This window comes from Streptomyces sparsogenes subsp. cuspidosporus, assembly GCF_039532705.1.
GTDB lineage: Bacteria > Actinomycetota > Actinomycetes > Streptomycetales > Streptomycetaceae > Streptomyces > Streptomyces sparsogenes.
Window position 1 is genome coordinate 59,317 of record NZ_BAAASD010000008.1, and the last position, 16,117, is coordinate 75,433.

General features: G+C 66.7%; 21 protein-coding genes and 1 tRNA gene. 11 read left to right on the top strand and 11 right to left on the bottom strand.

All coding sequences use genetic code 11. From position 1 onward, the window contains the following. Positions 1-101: 101 nt before the first annotated feature. The 3 genes from ABFY07_RS12640 to ABFY07_RS12650 form a co-directional block, all read right to left on the bottom strand. Positions 102-599 (bottom strand): phosphoribosyltransferase, encoded by a 498-nt coding sequence (locus tag ABFY07_RS12640; RefSeq protein ID WP_346174749.1) that lies wholly within the window; start codon positions 597-599, stop codon positions 102-104. 8 nt (positions 600-607) lie between these two features. Continuing rightward, a complete protein-coding gene (gene dcd, locus ABFY07_RS12645; protein ID WP_346174579.1) occupies positions 608-1,183 on the bottom strand; it encodes a dCTP deaminase in 576 nt (191 codons plus the stop codon). 84 nt (positions 1,184-1,267) lie between these two features. Then, complete coding sequence (locus ABFY07_RS12650; RefSeq protein WP_170066569.1) at positions 1,268-1,432, bottom strand: hypothetical protein; 165 nt, start codon at positions 1,430-1,432, stop codon at positions 1,268-1,270. A 277-nt stretch (positions 1,433-1,709) separates the two neighbouring features. Between ABFY07_RS12650 and ABFY07_RS12655 the strand changes: the two genes are divergently transcribed. The 8 genes from ABFY07_RS12655 to ABFY07_RS12690 all read left to right on the top strand — a co-directional run bounded on the left by ABFY07_RS12655 (position 1,710) and on the right by ABFY07_RS12690 (position 5,722). Next, a tRNA-Gly gene (locus ABFY07_RS12655) sits at positions 1,710-1,783 on the top strand. 189 nt (positions 1,784-1,972) lie between these two features. Next, a complete protein-coding gene (locus ABFY07_RS12660) occupies positions 1,973-2,326 on the top strand; it encodes a hypothetical protein (RefSeq protein ID WP_346174580.1) in 354 nt (117 codons plus the stop codon). Between the two features lie 199 nt (positions 2,327-2,525). Beyond that, positions 2,526-2,927 (top strand): DUF6247 family protein, encoded by a 402-nt coding sequence (locus tag ABFY07_RS12665; RefSeq protein WP_346174581.1) that lies wholly within the window; start codon positions 2,526-2,528, stop codon positions 2,925-2,927. Further along, positions 2,924-3,214, top strand: coding sequence for a hypothetical protein (locus ABFY07_RS12670; RefSeq protein WP_346174582.1), 291 nt, complete (start codon positions 2,924-2,926; stop codon positions 3,212-3,214). The genes ABFY07_RS12665 and ABFY07_RS12670 overlap by 4 nt, the downstream gene beginning before the upstream one ends. 475 nt (positions 3,215-3,689) lie before the next feature. Further along, positions 3,690-4,043, top strand: a complete 354-nt coding sequence (locus tag ABFY07_RS12675; protein WP_346174583.1) for a DUF6247 family protein — start codon at positions 3,690-3,692, stop codon at positions 4,041-4,043. Beyond that, the gene (locus ABFY07_RS12680; protein ID WP_346174584.1) at positions 4,040-4,303 is read left to right on the top strand and encodes a hypothetical protein; all 264 of its coding nucleotides are present in this window, start codon (positions 4,040-4,042) and stop codon (positions 4,301-4,303) included. Before ABFY07_RS12675 ends, ABFY07_RS12680 begins: the two co-directional genes overlap by 4 nt. A 464-nt stretch (positions 4,304-4,767) precedes the next feature. Then, positions 4,768-5,121 carry a hypothetical protein gene (locus ABFY07_RS12685; protein WP_346174585.1) on the top strand — a complete coding sequence of 118 codons (354 nt, stop codon included), beginning with the start codon at positions 4,768-4,770 and terminating at the stop codon, positions 5,119-5,121. Positions 5,122-5,320: 199 nt separating this feature from the next. Continuing rightward, positions 5,321-5,722, top strand: coding sequence for a DUF6247 family protein (locus ABFY07_RS12690; protein ID WP_346174586.1), 402 nt, complete (start codon positions 5,321-5,323; stop codon positions 5,720-5,722). Positions 5,723-6,558: 836 nt separating this feature from the next. On the opposite strand, the gene ABFY07_RS12695 is transcribed toward ABFY07_RS12690, so the two are convergent. Both ABFY07_RS12695 and ABFY07_RS12700 read right to left on the bottom strand, forming a co-directional pair. Next, positions 6,559-7,026, bottom strand: a complete 468-nt coding sequence (locus tag ABFY07_RS12695) for a hypothetical protein (protein ID WP_346174587.1) — start codon at positions 7,024-7,026, stop codon at positions 6,559-6,561. A gap of 257 nt (positions 7,027-7,283) precedes the next feature. Beyond that, positions 7,284-7,604: an EthD family reductase gene (locus tag ABFY07_RS12700; protein ID WP_346174588.1), complete on the bottom strand. Its 321-nt coding sequence runs from the start codon at positions 7,602-7,604 to the stop codon at positions 7,284-7,286. Positions 7,605-7,800: 196 nt separating this feature from the next. Between ABFY07_RS12700 and ABFY07_RS12705 the strand changes: the two genes are divergently transcribed. Then, positions 7,801-8,853 (top strand): AraC family transcriptional regulator, encoded by a 1,053-nt coding sequence (locus ABFY07_RS12705; RefSeq protein WP_346174589.1) that lies wholly within the window; start codon positions 7,801-7,803, stop codon positions 8,851-8,853. 335 nt (positions 8,854-9,188) lie between these two features. Here the strand turns inward: ABFY07_RS12705 and ABFY07_RS12710 are convergent, their stop codons facing one another. From ABFY07_RS12710 to ABFY07_RS12730, 5 genes are all read right to left on the bottom strand, one after another. Further along, positions 9,189-9,521: a hypothetical protein gene (locus ABFY07_RS12710; protein ID WP_346174590.1), complete on the bottom strand. Its 333-nt coding sequence runs from the start codon at positions 9,519-9,521 to the stop codon at positions 9,189-9,191. Next, a complete protein-coding gene (locus ABFY07_RS12715) occupies positions 9,518-10,732 on the bottom strand; it encodes a Shedu anti-phage system protein SduA domain-containing protein (RefSeq protein WP_346174591.1) in 1,215 nt (404 codons plus the stop codon). The genes ABFY07_RS12710 and ABFY07_RS12715 overlap by 4 nt, the downstream gene beginning before the upstream one ends. Positions 10,733-10,892: 160 nt before the next feature. Further along, positions 10,893-11,369, bottom strand: a complete 477-nt coding sequence (locus tag ABFY07_RS12720; protein ID WP_346174592.1) for a hypothetical protein — start codon at positions 11,367-11,369, stop codon at positions 10,893-10,895. A gap of 76 nt (positions 11,370-11,445) precedes the next feature. Further along, the gene (locus ABFY07_RS12725; RefSeq protein ID WP_346174593.1) at positions 11,446-13,332 is read right to left on the bottom strand and encodes an alpha/beta hydrolase; all 1,887 of its coding nucleotides are present in this window, start codon (positions 13,330-13,332) and stop codon (positions 11,446-11,448) included. Positions 13,333-13,341: 9 nt separating this feature from the next. After that, complete coding sequence (locus ABFY07_RS12730; protein WP_346174594.1) at positions 13,342-13,806, bottom strand: hypothetical protein; 465 nt, start codon at positions 13,804-13,806, stop codon at positions 13,342-13,344. A 443-nt stretch (positions 13,807-14,249) separates the two neighbouring features. On the opposite strand from ABFY07_RS12730, the gene ABFY07_RS12735 reads away from it, so the two are divergent. Next, positions 14,250-14,948, top strand: a complete 699-nt coding sequence (locus ABFY07_RS12735) for a DUF4232 domain-containing protein (RefSeq protein WP_346174595.1) — start codon at positions 14,250-14,252, stop codon at positions 14,946-14,948. Between the two features lie 56 nt (positions 14,949-15,004). Next, positions 15,005-15,751 (top strand): FG-GAP repeat domain-containing protein, encoded by a 747-nt coding sequence (locus ABFY07_RS12740; protein ID WP_346174596.1) that lies wholly within the window; start codon positions 15,005-15,007, stop codon positions 15,749-15,751. Between the two features lie 108 nt (positions 15,752-15,859). Here ABFY07_RS12740 and ABFY07_RS12745 read toward each other — a convergent pair whose 3' ends face one another. Continuing rightward, the gene (locus tag ABFY07_RS12745; protein WP_346174597.1) at positions 15,860-16,054 is read right to left on the bottom strand and encodes a hypothetical protein; all 195 of its coding nucleotides are present in this window, start codon (positions 16,052-16,054) and stop codon (positions 15,860-15,862) included. Positions 16,055-16,117 lie beyond the last annotated feature (63 nt).

Genomic DNA, 16,117 nt, shown 5'->3' on the forward strand with positions numbered 1-16,117 from the left:
AAGAAGAGGGGCCCTCAAGAGGGCCCCTCACCCGTTTGTCACCGATCCCCAGCGGGTCAGGCGTGTCAGGCCCAGCGGGTCAGGCATATCGGACCAGCAGATCAGACGTCCAGAACCTGCCCACCCCGCCGCACGACGGGCGGCTCGACGCTCCAGGGGAAGTTGATCCAGTCTTCGGTGCGCTTCCAGACGTACTCGCACTTGACGAGGGACTGCGACTTCTCGTAGATCACCGCGCTGCGCACCTCGGCGACCGTGCCGACGCAGAAGTCGCGGACAAGCTTCAGCGTCTTGCCGGTGTCCGCGACATCGTCCGCGATCAGCACCTTCTTGTCGGAGAAGTCGATCGCGTTGGGCACGGGCGCCAACATCACCGGCATGTCGAGAGTGGTGCCCACGCCGGTGTAGAACTCGACGTTCACCAGGTGGATGTTCTTGCAGTCCAGCGCATACGCCAGCCCACCCGCGACGAACACCCCACCGCGCGCTATGGACAGCACGATGTCCGGCTCGTACCCGTCATCCGCGATCGTCTGCGCCAGCTCCCGCACGGCCGTGCCGAAGCTCTCGTACGTCAGATTCTCCCGCTGCTCGCCCACCCCGGGCCTCACACGTTCGTCCGGTGGAAGTTCTGATACGACCGCGACGGCGTCGGCCCGCGCTGCCCCTGATAGCGGGAGCCGTAACGCGCCGACCCGTACGGATGCTCGGCCGGCGAGGTCAGCCGGAACATGCACAGCTGCCCGATCTTCATCCCCGGCCACAGCTTGATCGGCAAGGTCGCCACGTTCGACAGTTCCAGGGTCACATGCCCCGAGAACCCGGGGTCGATGAAACCGGCCGTGGAATGCGTCAGCAGCCCCAGCCGCCCCAGGCTCGACTTCCCCTCCAGGCGCGAGGCGATGTCGTCGGGCAGCGTCACCACCTCGTACGTCGAGGCGAGCACGAACTCCCCGGGATGCAGGATGAACGCGTCATCCCCCTCCGGCTCCACCAGCCGCGTCAGATCCGGCTGCTCCACCGCCGGGTCGATGTGCGGATAACGGTGGTTCTCGAACACCCGGAAAAAGCGGTCCAGCCGCACATCGATGCTCGACGGCTGCACCATCACCGGATCGAACGGATCGATCCGCACCCGCCCGGCATCGATCTCGGCCCGGATGTCCTTGTCTGAGAGAAGCACGCAACGAGGATACGCACACCCCACCCACGACCTGGGCCCGGCCCAATCGGACCGGGCCCCGCGATCAGCAGCCGACGCCGACCACTACCGCTTCACGCCCCCCACCGGCACCGCCTGCCGCAACCGCGCACAACGCGGACAGCGCAGCAGCCGGCCGGGGCCGATCCGGTCGACGGTGAGGTGCTGCAACGGGAACGAAGCGGTGCTGAACACGTGCCCTTCGGCACAACGGACGACGGTGCGCTCCATTGAGTCCCTTCCCCATGAACGTGGACGACAAAAGCCACATTAGGGGATCACCCACCCACCACTCCACGCGGCACTCCGCCCCCACCGTACGCCCCAACTCCCGCCCCCCTCCTACCCGCTTCCCCCGCCCGCATCTCACGCGCGCACCCTCCGAAACCACCCGGAAAACCCTCCACAGACCTTCCCGAAAACACACAAAGACCCCGCGACAAATGCGCCGGGGGTCAGCCATGGGGTACAGTGTGCGACGGTACGACAGCGAGAGATCGCGTCTTACGCGGGTGTAGTTTAATGGTAGAACATGAGCTTCCCAAGCTCAGAGCGCGGGTTCGATTCCCGTCACCCGCTCCACGACGAAGGCCCAGGTCAGAGACCCGGGCCTTGTTTATTGTCTAGACCTCTTTATGCCTCCCGTGCCCGTTGCGTGCCAGATCAGGCGCCGGGCATGTCGGCCTGTCGCCTCGCGTCAGTGTTCACTCCCTGGTGCGCTCGGCTGTGTGATCAGCAACGCCGACAGACCACACCGGTCATGCTGAGATCATGAGCAGGTATGCAGCGGCGAAGCCGTACGTACTGCCGGAGTCGCTTGCCGAGTTGGACGGGCCCACAGCTGGTGGCGTCACGCTGCCGCGCCACATCGACTGGGGACCGCACTACATCTATGACCTGGCCGACGAGGCAGACTTCCGGCTGATGTACGAGCGTGTCGTCCGCGAGGCCCAGACTCGTTGCGATCTCAACGCGTATCTGAACGCGACATCGCTGCGACAGGTGTGGTGTGACCTGTTCCTCCCTGTCGCGGTCAAGACCGCTTGGGAAATCCGATTCCCTGAGCTCCGTGAACACGGCACGACGGCAGCCGCGGCTGGTGGGCGAGCTGCACCCGTCGGCTGATCCTTCATGATCTGGACGCGCTGAGAACAATCATTGGCAAGATCCGGACGTCGGCGGAGGACAGCCGCTGGCAACGTCGCGGCGGTCAGCAGCCTGACGAGTGAGCTGAAGCGGACGAGCGCATCTCCATGCGCACGAGCGGGACGAACACGTACTGTAGGGCGCACAGCGGACCTGCCGATCCTTACTGGAGACCGCGATGACTACGCAGCCCGAACATCCGATGCACGACATCGCCGACAGTGATCCGGAAGCCCACCGCATCGCCCAGCCGCCGAGCACGCCTGAGGAACTGCGCGCTGCTCTTGCGCTGATCGCCCCAGACGCGCTGCCGACATTTGATACCGAGCGCGCCGCGGCACTACGGCAGTCCCGAGAGCAGGTGAGCGCGGCGCCCATGCGTCGCTTCGTCGGTCAGTGGGCCGTCTACGTCGCCATCGAGCGCCACCCGGACCGCGCCGCCCGCCTGCGGGCGCTGGAAACTCGCGCAGCTGAGACCGACGATGTCCGCGAGGCTCGCCAACTTGCGGCGGAGATCGGCCGCATCCTTGACACAGCATGCGCTGAAGCCGGCATCGACCAGGCGCAGGGAGCAGCGTGAGCGACCGGGACCCATGGCGTTGGGAGTATGACCCGGACGCCGAGCACGTCGTGTCCGGTCTGCCCCCGCAGGTGGTCGCTGAGGTTGAACGCCTTGCGGGAGAGATGGTTGCACTGGCCGAGGTCGGCGTTGACGTCACGGATCTCGGTCAAGGACCGCGACGGGGCGTGCCGGGCGGAGTGCGGCGCATCCCCCTGCTCGTCGACGGCTGGTTCTACGCGCTGCCCCTCCCCCGGCTGCGCCTCATCGCGATCACGCGAGTGATCCCCCCGTTCTCCAATCTTTAGCGGGTGAGCAGATCTCGCTTCGAGGGACTGGACCTCAGCGCGGACTGGTCGGCAGTACGCCAGGTTCCGCACCAGAAGCGCACCAGATGCAGCGATGAACAGCGGTCAATGACGGGGACTGTGGCGGGCATGCCAGCCCATCGTCAGCGCTCGTTTACCCAGGTCAGCGGCATGATCGGCGCCGAACGCGCTGTGATTCCCAAGCTCAGAGCGCGGGTTCGATTCCCGTCACCCGCTCCAGTAAAAGCCCCAGGTCAGCGACCCGGGGCTTCTTCGTTTTCCGGGGCCGCTGACGTCTCCGTCAGCGCGACGACGCGCCGAGATCCGGCGCAACGCGATCACACTTGGGCTAAAGCGATCGAGACGCGTCGGGTGTTGTGTGGGGGACGAGGCGCGGGCGTAGGCTCAGGCCAGCGACCGCAACAACGGCCAGGCTCACGATGATCACGCAGACCGCCGCCCAGGAGACGTTTCGATGACCGAACAGCCTTCTGCCCCCGACGGGCCCTTGATCCCCATGCCGGCGCTCACTCCGGCAGCGCTCCGCGCAGCGGTCGCCCAGATCGCCCCCGCTCAGCTGCCTTCCTTCGTCGAACACCTCGACCGCGCCGTTGAACAAGCCGCTGCTCAGAGCACGATCGCTCCACTGCGCACCTTCCTGCAGTGGTGGGGCGAATTCGTCGCCATCCAGCGCTACCCGGCCCGCGCTGCACGCCTGCGCGAATTGGAAGCCGTAGCGGAAGAAGCAACAGACCGCGAGGCCCTGCGTTCCGCACTCGCCGAGATGCGACAGATCACAGAACTGGCGCACCACGAGATCTCCGCGTGAGCGATAACTGGACCTGGGACTACGACCCCGATGCCGAGCACGTCGTAGGCGGCCTGCCGCACGAAGTCGTGGCCGAGGTAGAGCGCTTGGCTGAGCAGCTGACAGTCCTGGGCCGCGACGCGATCGACGTCGGCCGCGGAAACCCGCACGGCGGGGGGCTGCGGACACAGGACATTTTCGGAGGGCGGGGCTTCTTCATGTTCATGGCCCTGGAACGGCTCGAGCTGGTTGTGATCACCCGCATAACATGGCTCGGCTGATCAGCGACTACCGGGCAGCCTGCATGCATGCGATCGGCCCGCTGGCTGGTGCAAGGTGAGCCACGGTGGGGCGCGTCAGGACGCACACTGAGCGACCACGTGGCGTCCCCGCACCAGAAGCGCACCAGATAGAGCGGTAAACAGCGGTCAATGACGGGTGCCGCGGTGGGCACACCGGCCCGCCGTCGTTTTCGCTGGTCAGCAGCCTGATCAGCGTCGAGCGCCCGGTGATTCCCAAGCTCAGAGCGTGGGTTCGATTCCCGTCACCCGCTCCAGCACAAAGCCCCAGGTCAGCGACCCAGGCCTTGTTTGTTGTCTAGACCTCTCTAGGCGTCCCGTGCCCGTGGCGTGCCAGATCAGGCGCCGGGCATGCTGGCCGGTCGCCCCGCGTCGGCGTTCACTCCCTGGTGCGCTCGAATGTGTGATCAGCGCCGCCGAGAGACCACATCAGCCATGCTGAGATCATGAGCAGGTATGCAGCGGCGAAGCCGTACGTACTGCCGGAGTCGCTTGCCGAGTTGGACGGGCCGACGACCGATGGCGTCACGCTGCCGCGCCACATCGACTGGGGACCGCACTACATCTATGACCTGGCCGACGAGGCAGACTTCCGGCTGATGTACGAGCGTGTCATCCGCGAGGGCCAGACTCGTGACGAACTCAACGCGTATCTGAACGCGACATCGCTGCGACAGGTGTGGCGTGACCTGTTCCTCCCTGTCGTGGTCAAGACCGCTTGGGAATCCCGATTCCCTGAGCTCCGTGAACACGGCACGACGGCAGCCGCGACTGGTGGGCGAACTGCGCCCGTCGGCTGATCCTCCACGATCTAGACGTGCTGAAAACAGTCACTGGCAAGACCCGGAGATCGGCGGAGGACAGCCGCTGGCAACCTCGCGGCGGTCAGCAGCCCGCCGGGTGAACTTAAGCGGACGACCGCATCTCCATGCGCACGAGCAGGACGAACACGTACCGTAGGGCGCACAGCGGACCTGCCGATCCTTACTGGAGACCGCGATGACCACGCGGCCCGAACATCCGATGCACGACATCGCCGACAGTGATCCGGAAGCCCACCGGGTCGCCCAGCCGGCGAGCACACCTGAGGAACTGCGCGCTGCTCTTGCGCTGATCGCCCCAGACGCACTGCCGACATTCGATGCCGAGCGCGCCGCAGCACTCCGGCAGTCCCGGGAGCAGGTGAGCGCGGCACCCATGCGCCGTTTCGTCGGGCAGTGGGCCGTCTACGTCGCCATCGAGCGCCACCCGGACCGAGCCGCCCGCCTCCGGGCGTTGGAAGCCCGTGCGGCCGAGGTCGACGACACCCACGGGGGTCGCGAACTTGCGGCGGAGATCGGCCGCGTCCTTGACAAAGCATGCGCTGAAGTCGGCATCGACCAGGCGCAGGGAGCAGCGTGAGCGACCGGGAGCCATGGCACTGGGAGTAAGACCCGGACGCCGAGCACGTCGTGTCGGGTCTGCCCCTGCAGGTGGTCGCCGAGGTTGAACGCCTTGCGGGAGGAATGGTTGCACTGGGCGAGGTCGGCGTTGACGTCACGGATCTCGGTCAAGGACCGTGACAGGGCGTCGGGCGGAGCGCGGCGAATCCCCCCGCAAGACGACAGCCGCTGCCTAGTGGACGAGCTGCACCGCCAGCTGATCCGCATTGGCCTGGACGCGTTCGCCAAGGGCTACGGATAAGCACTCGCGGGCGGCTACGCCGACCAGGCTCACCACATCCTCAATCGAGTGAGTGACGACGCGCGCCTCTTCGCGCCCTTCGAGAGGGCAAGGAGACGAACCAGGCCGCGGAACAGATCACCACCGCCTACGAAGCCGCGGGTATGCCGTCGCGCAGGTCCACCTGATCCCCACCTACAGCAGGTTGAACGCACCGACCCAGCCTCGGGCGCAGAGCAAGGTGGAGTTCGTCGCCGAACTGCTGCATCACGCACCGGTGGAATCCGACCTCGGCCGAGCTCGCCGCTCAGCACGGCGCAGGCCTCGACCGCCGCATGTTCGCCGGCTCGCGCGGCCGTGTCCAGCGGTACGCCGGCGAGCAGTTCGCCGCCTATGGCCTCACTCCTGAGGAAGCCGCGGCGATTCGCGACCCCTTCGCCGGCTGGAGCGGCAACTGCTCTCAACAGTGCTCCGCCACCACGGTGGTCAATCGGCGCGCCTTGTTGGGCACTCGGGTAGGTCAAGCACCCAGCATGCGCGCCGTGCGGTGGGGCCCGCGTGGGGAGCGTCGCCGCTCACACGGTGAACGCGGCGAGGTTGATGAAGGCGGTATCCGAGTCCTCGTACACCACCGTTATCTGCACCGCGTCCGCCTCCGCACCTGTCGGTGGAGACTGGATGTCCAGGTACAGGTCGCACCCGCAGGACGGGGTGGGCAGCTCACGGTCACGCTTGCGGCTTCCGGGGAAGGAGGAATCGAGCCAGCCCGCGACGGCGGCGCGGGGCATCCGGAACGAGGCCTGCATCTGCACGTCCGTCCAGCTACGCTCGGTGCAGCGCCCATCCGACGCGCCATCGGGCAACTCACCGCCGGCGAAGGCTGCCACCGCCGAGCACGGCACCTCGCTGGTGTTGTCGAATGGGTCGTCCAGGACGTAGGGCTTGATCAGCCACAGCATTCCGCCCAGGGCGCCGACCATGATCGTGAGGGCCAGCCACTTCCACAGTGGGCTTTCCGGCTCCGACTCGCCCTCTTCGGCCATGCAGCTACTCCTCCGACTCGCTCCCGCGCAGTACGCATGCGCGGTCAGACGCATCGGGCCCGGCGCCCGTTCTCGTACGTGCGCGCCCGCCCCGACGACAGCCAACTACCTGGCCGGCCTCAACGATGCCTTCTCCAGTCACTCTGCCTCGCGCTTCCACAGCAGACGGCGGTATGTGTCGTAGTCGTAGCCCCGCCCAGCGTATTGCGTGACGGCCCGCCGGCTCCGTCGGTGGACCGTCACGCAAGATCGAGGAATCAGGTGTCTTCGAGGACCTCCGCGAATGCGATCACTACGCCTCCGGTGGCGTGTTCGCGCGTAGCGGCGACAAGGGGGCCCGCCTCTGCGGCGGCCGCGCTGGCCGACGCGTAGTCGGTGAAGTACAGGTCCAGCAGTCGGTATGCCGGGGTGGGGCTGCCGTCTTCCTTCGGCCAGACCTTGGATGCCTGCAGCCGGACGAGGCCGGACAGCTTCCGCGCCAGCGCGAGTTGCTCGGGGTAGGCCACCTCGAACGCCTCGGGATCGGTGGGGTTGGAGTAGACGAAGCTGATCTTGGTTGGCTTGCCCTGCTCAGTCACGAGTTTGTCTCCTGGTTGTCATTTCGTTGGTGCGCGCGAGCGGATCCCGACCTGGGCGACTGCGATGTCGGACGAACGTCCGGTGGCGCGGCTGCCTCACCAAGGGACGTGGTAGACAGAGCACCCCAGCCGTGGGCCAGAGCCCGCGTGTTCACTCGCTGTGCGTCGAGCCTAGGCAGCGAAACGGGAGACAACCGTGATCGTTCCGCCGGGAGATTTTGCTGATCGTCCAGCGTCCCCCGCCGATGTGCTCCAGCCGCCACAGGGGTTTGCCGATCCTCCTGCGCACGAGGACGCGGCGCTCGGCCTTGATGTGAACGGGGAGTCGTACGACCTGCTCTCGGAGTTGTTACGAGCCGTCCGGCTGAGCGGAGAACGGGTCGCCGCGTACGGTCCGCTGGACACGTTCTCGGTCGGCTTCTCCGGTATCGGCACCCTGCACATCGTCGAGGAGGGCGAGGTCGTGCTCCGGGTCGACGGGGCCCCGCAGGTCGAGTGCGCGGGTCGGGGCGATGTCATCCTGTTGTCGCGCGGCGACGCGCACCACATCAGCGACGCGGGCGGGCACGCGTCCGCCGCCGGGGGCGGCGGTGCGTCCGGGTACGACGCGCCGGCGCCGCGGCCGGCGCGCTGGCTCTGTGGGACCTTCACGATCGGCGACCCGCAGGCGAGCCATCTGCTCGCGAGCCTTCCGGCCGTGATCGTCCTGCGTGGCGCTCGCGGCCCGGCGCTCGAAGGGCTCGAAGTGGCGCGCAGGATGATCCTCATCGAGATGCAGTCGCCCTCTCAGGGGTCGGCGGTGATGATCGCCCGCATCCTCGATCTGCTCTTCATCCAGATTCTGCGCGCCTGGGCCGCCGACGCGGGCGCCGAGCCGAACTGGCTCGCCGGCGCGCTCGATCCCCAGATCGGGCCGGCCTTGAGCGCGATTCATCGGGACCCCGGCCGCCAGTGGTCGGTCGAAGAGCTGGCCCGAGCGTGCTGCCTTTCCCGGTCGGCGTTTGCCGCCCGGTTCGCCGAGCGGGTCGGAAAGCCGCCTGCCGCTTACCTCGCGCATGTACGCCTCGACGCCGCGGCCGAGTTGCTCCGCGACACCTCCCTACCGGCCGGGTCCATCGGGGAGAACGTCGGATACACGTCGGAGGCCGCGTTCAGCCGCGCGTTCAAGCAGCGGTACGGCAAGCCGCCGGCGCTCTGGCGACGAGACGCACGGGCAAGACGCTCGTCCAAGGGCGGAGCGGAAAGATGAAACGGCCCGCCGACTGCGTTGCGGAGGACCGTCATGCCAGTGGCTCGGGGGTGAGTAGGTGAGTAGGTGAGTAGGTGAGTGGGTGAGTAGGTGAGTAGGTGAGTAGGTGAGTATCGGACAGCGATACGCCGACGTCACGGCGTGTCGCTGCCCGATACCAGCCGCCGTCAACATCGCTGCGGTCGTCAGCCTGCTGGGTGAAGTGCGGCAGACCAGCGCACCTCCGGGCGCTTGGGCAGGCCGGACACACCTCCGGTGCAAAAGATCGCCGACAGTGATCGGGGAGCCCACCCCATCGCGAAGCCGGCGAGTTGGGACGGGCTGTGGCAGGGAGGTCAGCACGGGCGCAGGTGGCGGGAGGCGGCGAGGCAGGCGGAGAGCCAGGTGGCTTCGGGTCGATTGATGATGAGGTCTTCGACGGTGATCACACCGTCCATCGGGACGCCGATCTTGATGGAGTGGTCGCCCACTGGGTACGGCTCCCAGTCCGCATCGCTGTGCCAAAGCGTGCCGGTCTTCTCACCGGGGCGCTGTGCGAAGACGAGTTCCTCGCCGTACTCGTTGAGGAAGTAGCCGACGTAGTCCTTCTCGCTGATCTCCGCTCCGCATAGCCGGCCCAGGATCTGTTCGATGCCCGTGGGCCCGTTGCTGTCACTGTCTGTGGTCATGCGGGTTCCTCCCCGGCTTCTGGGCCGCTCTGATGAGCGGACGAGAGCGCCAGCATGCGAGCGGCCGAGTCCAATAAGGTCTCGTAGGTGATCACTTCTATGCGGGCGCAGTGCGTGTTGTAGGTGCGCAAGGTCTCCGCGATCTCGCGTGGCGAGCATCCGGCCCGCTGGTAGCGCGGGTGGCCGATCACCACGGTGGCCGAGGCGCGGCGGGTGTCGATGCCGTAGTCGGCCAGGATTTTGGGGCGGTTCTCGTCCAGGGCGCGGAGGTAGTCCTGGGCTTGGGAGACCGCGTGATGAACGCGGGCGCCGAGCATGAGGTGGCCGCTTCGGCGGACAACCAGGTTCTTGATGTTCGCCCGTTTGAGCTCCACCACGTGCAGGGAGCCATCGCCGCGCAGCAGCGGGATGTCCAGGATGGTGTCCGGCGCGTACTGGCGGCGCAGCAGTTCGCCGACGTAGGCGCCCCCGAAAATCCACTCCTGGTTCTTCAAGCAGGCGTGCAGCGCCTCCTCCGAGCTGGTGGGGTCGTCGACCGCCGTGCGCAGGGCCTCCAGGCTCGCGCGCCTGGCCCTCAGCTCGACGAGTTGGGCGAGCAGGCCGGCGTCCGGGGCGCTCAGAAGGTCTTCCAGCAGGCCCGCCGCCTCGGGTGAAGCGGAACGGGGCAGGTCTTTCACGACAAGCTCCATCCGGCCGAGCCACAACAGCCGGTCCGCGTCCCGCGCGGAGACATCCACCCCACCGTCGCCAGGGCCGATCCCCAGGTGGTCGGCCGAGCGGGCCACTCCCCGGAAGAACTCGCGGGCATCCGCCGCCGTCGCGTCCGGATGCTCCCGGCAGAGGACCTCCAGGGCCGTGACCGCCTGCCCGGCGGCCATGGCCACCAGCGAGCGCATGTGCCGCTCCTGGCGTGCCCGTGCGGGGGCGTCATAGTGCATGTCGAGGATGTCCAGCGGGAGTTCGCCCGCCGCGTATGCGGCGAAGCGCTGGAAGCGCTCGGCGATATCCCACTCCTCGTGCAGGATGGCGGCTTGGCCGCCGTCCCGCAGCGCTACGACGAGGCGCTTGCCCCTGCCGTACTTCCCCTCGAAACGCTTGCCGATGATCCGCAGCGCCGCGTCGGCATGGTGGCGAACGGCCTCGTGGGCGGTTAACTCACGCGTCTCCTCGAGCAGCCGCCGCAGCGTATTGCTCGACCGGTACGTCGTCATGGGCCGAGCGTAGAGAGGACCGCTGACAGCCGGGGAAGTTCCGCTTGCTGGGATGTGTCCGATCAAGCTGGTGAGAGCTCGATGGCCCGAGAAGTCCAACCACGCGCCGAGTACGGGGGGGCGCGCGGGCCCGCGGGCAGTCGCGTTTCAGGATGGGTCATCAGTAGTCGTCCGGGTCGACTCCCTTGGGGGATCGGTAGGTGGGAGACCCGACGAAGAACACGATTCGGCCCTTCTTGGACGCGGAGGCATCCGTGTTTTCTCCGGAACTGCTGACCAAGAGCTCCGCGGACAACGAGTAGTTGTCCTTTTTATGTACGGCCTCCATCTCCAACTGGCGAGCCGTTGAATTTGCGTGCCCGATACGAGTGATACGCCATCCGTCCTTCGGAAGTTCTTCACGCAAGCGGTCGAAGCCGCGCCTCAACTCCTGGTCAGGCAGGTGAGAGATGGACCAAGTATGCAGGATGGAATACTTTCGCTCCCCCTCTCGGGAAGACAGTGTCGCAGGACCGCCCGGCGATACTTTCCCTTGGAGCCGGACCATGTCGAACACGTCACTGGAGAGCTTTCTGGCGAGCTCCTTGGCCTGCTCCGGATGCCTTTCCTTCGGCGCCGCACCTTCCGAGTCACTCATGGATCCGCACCCCACGACACATAGGAGAACCGCCGCAGCGGGCAGTACCCGTCGACATCGCCACACCTTCCACACTTCACAGGCCCCAAGCCGACGGCTCACGCCAGTCGACCGGCAGAAGCGATCCATCTTCGCGTGGCTTCATTTTCACGTTTTCGTAATCCCCCACAATGACCCACCCTTGGTTCTCGAGACTGAGACTCGGCTTATTGTTGCCGTCGTCGTAGTCCCAGTAGCCGCTGTGCCCCTCGGTATCAGTGGCCATCTGGTTGGCGCCGAAGACCGGGTCGCTTGGATCGATACCCGAGACCCCACCCCCATGGAAGTGGCGACCCGCTTCGGATACCGCATTGTCACCCTTGGCGTGCTCATTCCAGACATGCCCCTTATCCACCCCCAGGTCCGCAGCATTGTCCACCCGGGCGCCAGGGCTGCCGGCGAACACGATGTCGTCGACACCGAGGCGCCCCTCTTGGGCCGCAGCACCGATGACTGTGGTGCCGTACGAATGCGCGATTGCTGTGATATGAGCGTCGGAACCAGATTTATTCGCAACGTTGAGACCGTCGATGAACTGGCCATACGCATCCACAGCACCGTCCGCATACTTATCCTGAGTGGCGTCCGGGAAGACTTCCGGGGGTGCATCGTAGCCTATCCAGGTAATGGTCGATACTTCCTGATCGGTCAAAGGATGGGACGTTTTCCACAAGTTCACCCCGCGATTGATGTCTCCTTTACTGTTGCTGAGCGAGGCTCCGGTTCCGGGTGTGTACACCGCGATGTGATCCGCGTCATCAGGATTTCCGTTGGCGACGATGGCCCGCCCCCGCCCTTCCGCGCTGAATCCCAGCAGATACGCCTCCGGCAGGCCGTCCTCTCCCGTCCTGTCAAAGCGGCGCTGAATGGCCTTCATGCCCTTCAAGGATTCCTTAATCCTGGTTCTTTCCCTGTCCCACGCCTGCCAGGCCAGCGTCACCTGCTTCTCCCCCTGAACGGGAAGCTGAGTTATGTTGTTCCACTTTTGCTCGTATTTCGCGGGCTCATTACTGCCCAGCTCGTCGAGTTTCAGGTTGAGTTCCGCACGCGTTTCGGCGAGCACAGTCCGGTTCGCTTCGTCGCGCACGGCTGCGGGTAAACCGTCACGCTTGCCGATCCCTGCTGGATCGAGGGCGAGAATGGCGTCCTGCTCATTCTTCGACAGGCTCTTCCACCACGTAGCGTTCTCTTCCGGATTGCTGTCCTTCAGGGGCGCTTTGATGGCGTCCAGGTATTCCTTCGCGCTGCGACGGACACCACCCATGTCCCTCTTCGCGTCAGCCCAGTCCTCGGCGGCGACGACCAGATCGTCGTCAGCCTTCAACTTGCGCAGCTCAGGGGCCCACTTTTCGTCGGCCCGAGTGGCCTGGTGGATGGCTTGCGCAATGCGGTCGGCGATGGCCAACGCGCGGACGTAATTCGGGTTGTCTTGGCGGTGCAACTGGCGCTCGAGGGCTTCGGCCGTGTCCTTTGTGTCCCCGGCAGGGTCGATCGGGTTGCCGGTGGACTTCCTGGCACTGCCCTTGACCGTACCGCCCTCGGGCACCTTGCCGTCGACCTTGTCGCCGGCCGACGGGTAGCTCACCGAGCCGTCGGAGCCCACGGTGAACTGTGCGGCAGCGGCATCCTCCACAGCGGCGTCGAGCTTGTTCTTGGCTGCCCGCAGTTCGTAGGCCAGGGAGTTGAGCGCGGTGGTGATGAGCGCGCATTCGACCTGGGTGTAATGAAAGTTCGCGGCCAGCTTCCGGAGTTTCCGGACAGCCTCGTCCACGGCTTCGCCCTTGAGTGACTTCCGCATGCCCGCGGTCACTTGCTGCTCAATGTCGTCCTTGGCCTGACTCGCCATGTCGCCGACGGTCCGATAGCCGCGCGCCGCGCCCTCGAACTCAGAAGGCTTGAGGGACTTGAGAGTCGAGTAATCCACTGGTCCGCGTCACCGCCCCTGGCTCTCGCCACCGACGGACTTCGTGTCCTTGTACAGGCCGTCCCATCGATCCAATGCGCGCTCGATGGCCGCGTCGTTCTCGTAGTGGTGATCCCCGGCCTTCTGGAGCCGGTCCTGAAAGGTGCCGCACTTGCCGCTCACACCTTCCAGATAGCGCTTCCAGGAGCGGTAGAGCTCCCGCTGGGCCGCCGCGCTCTCGATACCGCCGCCGGTCTCGCTGCCCGCGCCCAGGCCCTTCTGCTCCTCCTCTAACTTTGTCAGCGCGGTCTTGATGTCGCCCCGCAGCTTGCCGACTCCCCGGCCCGCCGCCGTCCACGCGTTCTTGCTGGACCTCACGCTGCCCGATCCCTCTTGCCCCCAGTCGGGCTTGTCACCGGCGCCCGCGAGGCTCATCCCGGTCTCCCCGGATGCCTCGCGCTTCAGCTGCGTCCATTCCGCCTCGAACGTCGACATGCGCTCCCCTCCCCCTCTCATCGCACACCCGACAGCGATGTGCAAAACGATCAGGTTAGTCAGTTGATCAACCCCTATGCCACCCGCCGAGCCGGCGATCGGGGGCGTCACGCTGCCGCGCCACATCGGCTGGGGCCGCACTACGTCCACGCGATGGCCGACGAGGCGGACTTCCGGCTGATGTACCTCGGGGGAAGACAGCCGTCGGCAATGTTTCTGCCGTCTTCGATCCGCTGAGGGGGCTTTGCCACCCAGGGTTGCTCACGCGGGTCGTTCGGGGCGCCACGGCGCTCGTACTGCCTGTCGGCAGCCGGTTGTGAGCGCGGCAGCGCTTCGTTAGTGGGGCGTTAAGGAAACGGTAGTCGGCACCGGCAAGATGGGTACCACACCGAGCGCAACGCCACCGGGCGCGCTGCTCCGCTGATGACGAAGAAGGTCTTCCCATGCTTATCACCCGCCGCCGTGCCCGTACGTTCGCCGGTGCTGGTCTGTTGGTGACTGCCGCGATGCTTGCCACCGCTTGCCAGTCCTCGGCCAACGCGAGTGGGCCGTCCGGTGAATCGTCTGTCTCCGCCAAGTCCGAGGCCGGGGCCGGGAACGAGGCCTCGGCTGTGGGCGGCAAGGACACCGCCTCTGAGGCTTCGGCCAAGTCCTCGCAGGCGAAGGGGAAGGGGACCCAGGATGGTGTCGGCTCCGGCGCCGAGACCGGCAGTGGGGGGCGTGGCAAGGTCGGGCAGCAGTGTGGGGCCAACGACATTTCCTGGAGCACCAGGGCGGAGTCGCAGGCCGGTGGGTACATCCTGATCATCGCGAAGGCCAAGCCGGGGATCACGTGTGTGCTGCCCGCCGAGCTGCCCACGGTGGCCTTCGGGTCGGACGGTACGGAGGCGGGGCCCGCGGAGCAGGCGGTGGGGCAGGCGGTCACGCTGCGCAAGGGGGTTACCGCCTATGCCGGGGTGAACCCCAAGACCACCAACGAAAACGGTGGCAAGGAACTGAACAGCATCATCGTCGGCATCGGTGCTGACGACCCCAACCCGGTCTCCCTGCGGGTCGGCACCATCACCGTCGACAAGCCCATCGTCACCAACTGGCACACCTCCGCGGCGGATGCCGTCCCCTTCGACGGAACAGACCAGTAAAGGCGAGCGGCCGCTCTCTCTCAGTCACGACCAGTCACGACGTTAGGAGTTCGTAGATGCTTCGCAAACGCTCACGTCTGATCGCCGCGCCGATCGCGGCTGTCGCCCTGACCCTGACGGTCGCCGGTTACCAGGCCAGTGCGGCCGGGTCGCCGTCCTTGGGTGGCGCGGGAGGGTCCGGCAAGGGCGCCGGGGCGGCGCGGGCGTGTCTGGCGGACGCCACGACGCTGGTCGGCGATCTCGACGGTGACGGGCGTCCCGACAAGATCACGAATCCTGGGCACACCGGCACCAAGATGACGATCCAGTGGGGGACCGCGGACGGGTCGTTCGGCGCGAAGCACTCCGTCAGGAAGCTTCTCGGCGCGAAGACGGGAGAGGTCGCGTCCGCCGCGGTCGCCGACTTCCAGAACGACGGCAGCCTGGACATGGTCGTCAACATCGTCGAGCCGTCCGGTGGGGACGATCCCTCGACGGCGCGCGTGGCGGAATACCGCCCCGGCCCGCTCTCGCGGTCGAACCTGGGCTCCGTGGTCGCCCGGCACTCCGACATCGGCGACCACGGCGAGGTCAAGCAGCTACGGATCGCCGACTACGGCGGCGACGCGTACCCGGACCTCGCGATCCTGAACAACTCCGGTGACGGGCAGCTGGATCGGGACGTGCGGCTGTCGACGCCGGGCAGCGGACCGGGAGACTTCGACTACGCGCTGAAGGTGAAGTACGGCGAGTTCGGTTCCACGGGCGAGCCGCCGGCCATGCCCGGCGACGGATGGAAGCGGTTCTACAAGCCCTGCTCCTGACCACGATCGGGCGCCGCCGGTCCTCCCTGGACCGGCGGCGCCCGGCGTCGGGTCGGCTGAGTGTGCGGCGCGGGTGCCGTCCTCGGCCCAGTGGCGAGTGCGTCCTGGCTACCGGGACGCCCGTGACGCCGCCCCCGCGGAGTCGATGTCCAGGTCGATCACGACCTCGTCACCCTCCCAGCGGCCACGCTCCGAGATGGCGAGGCCTATCAGCGCCAGCTCCGCGGCCTGGTCCCGCAGCACGTACTGCTCATGGGTCTCCTCGCCGGGGCTGTCCAGCTCGTCGCGGCCCCAGGCTTCCACCGCCGCCTCCGCTACGGCTCTGGGAAGTCGCACAGTGATCCGGCCGGCCTGGGCAGCGACATG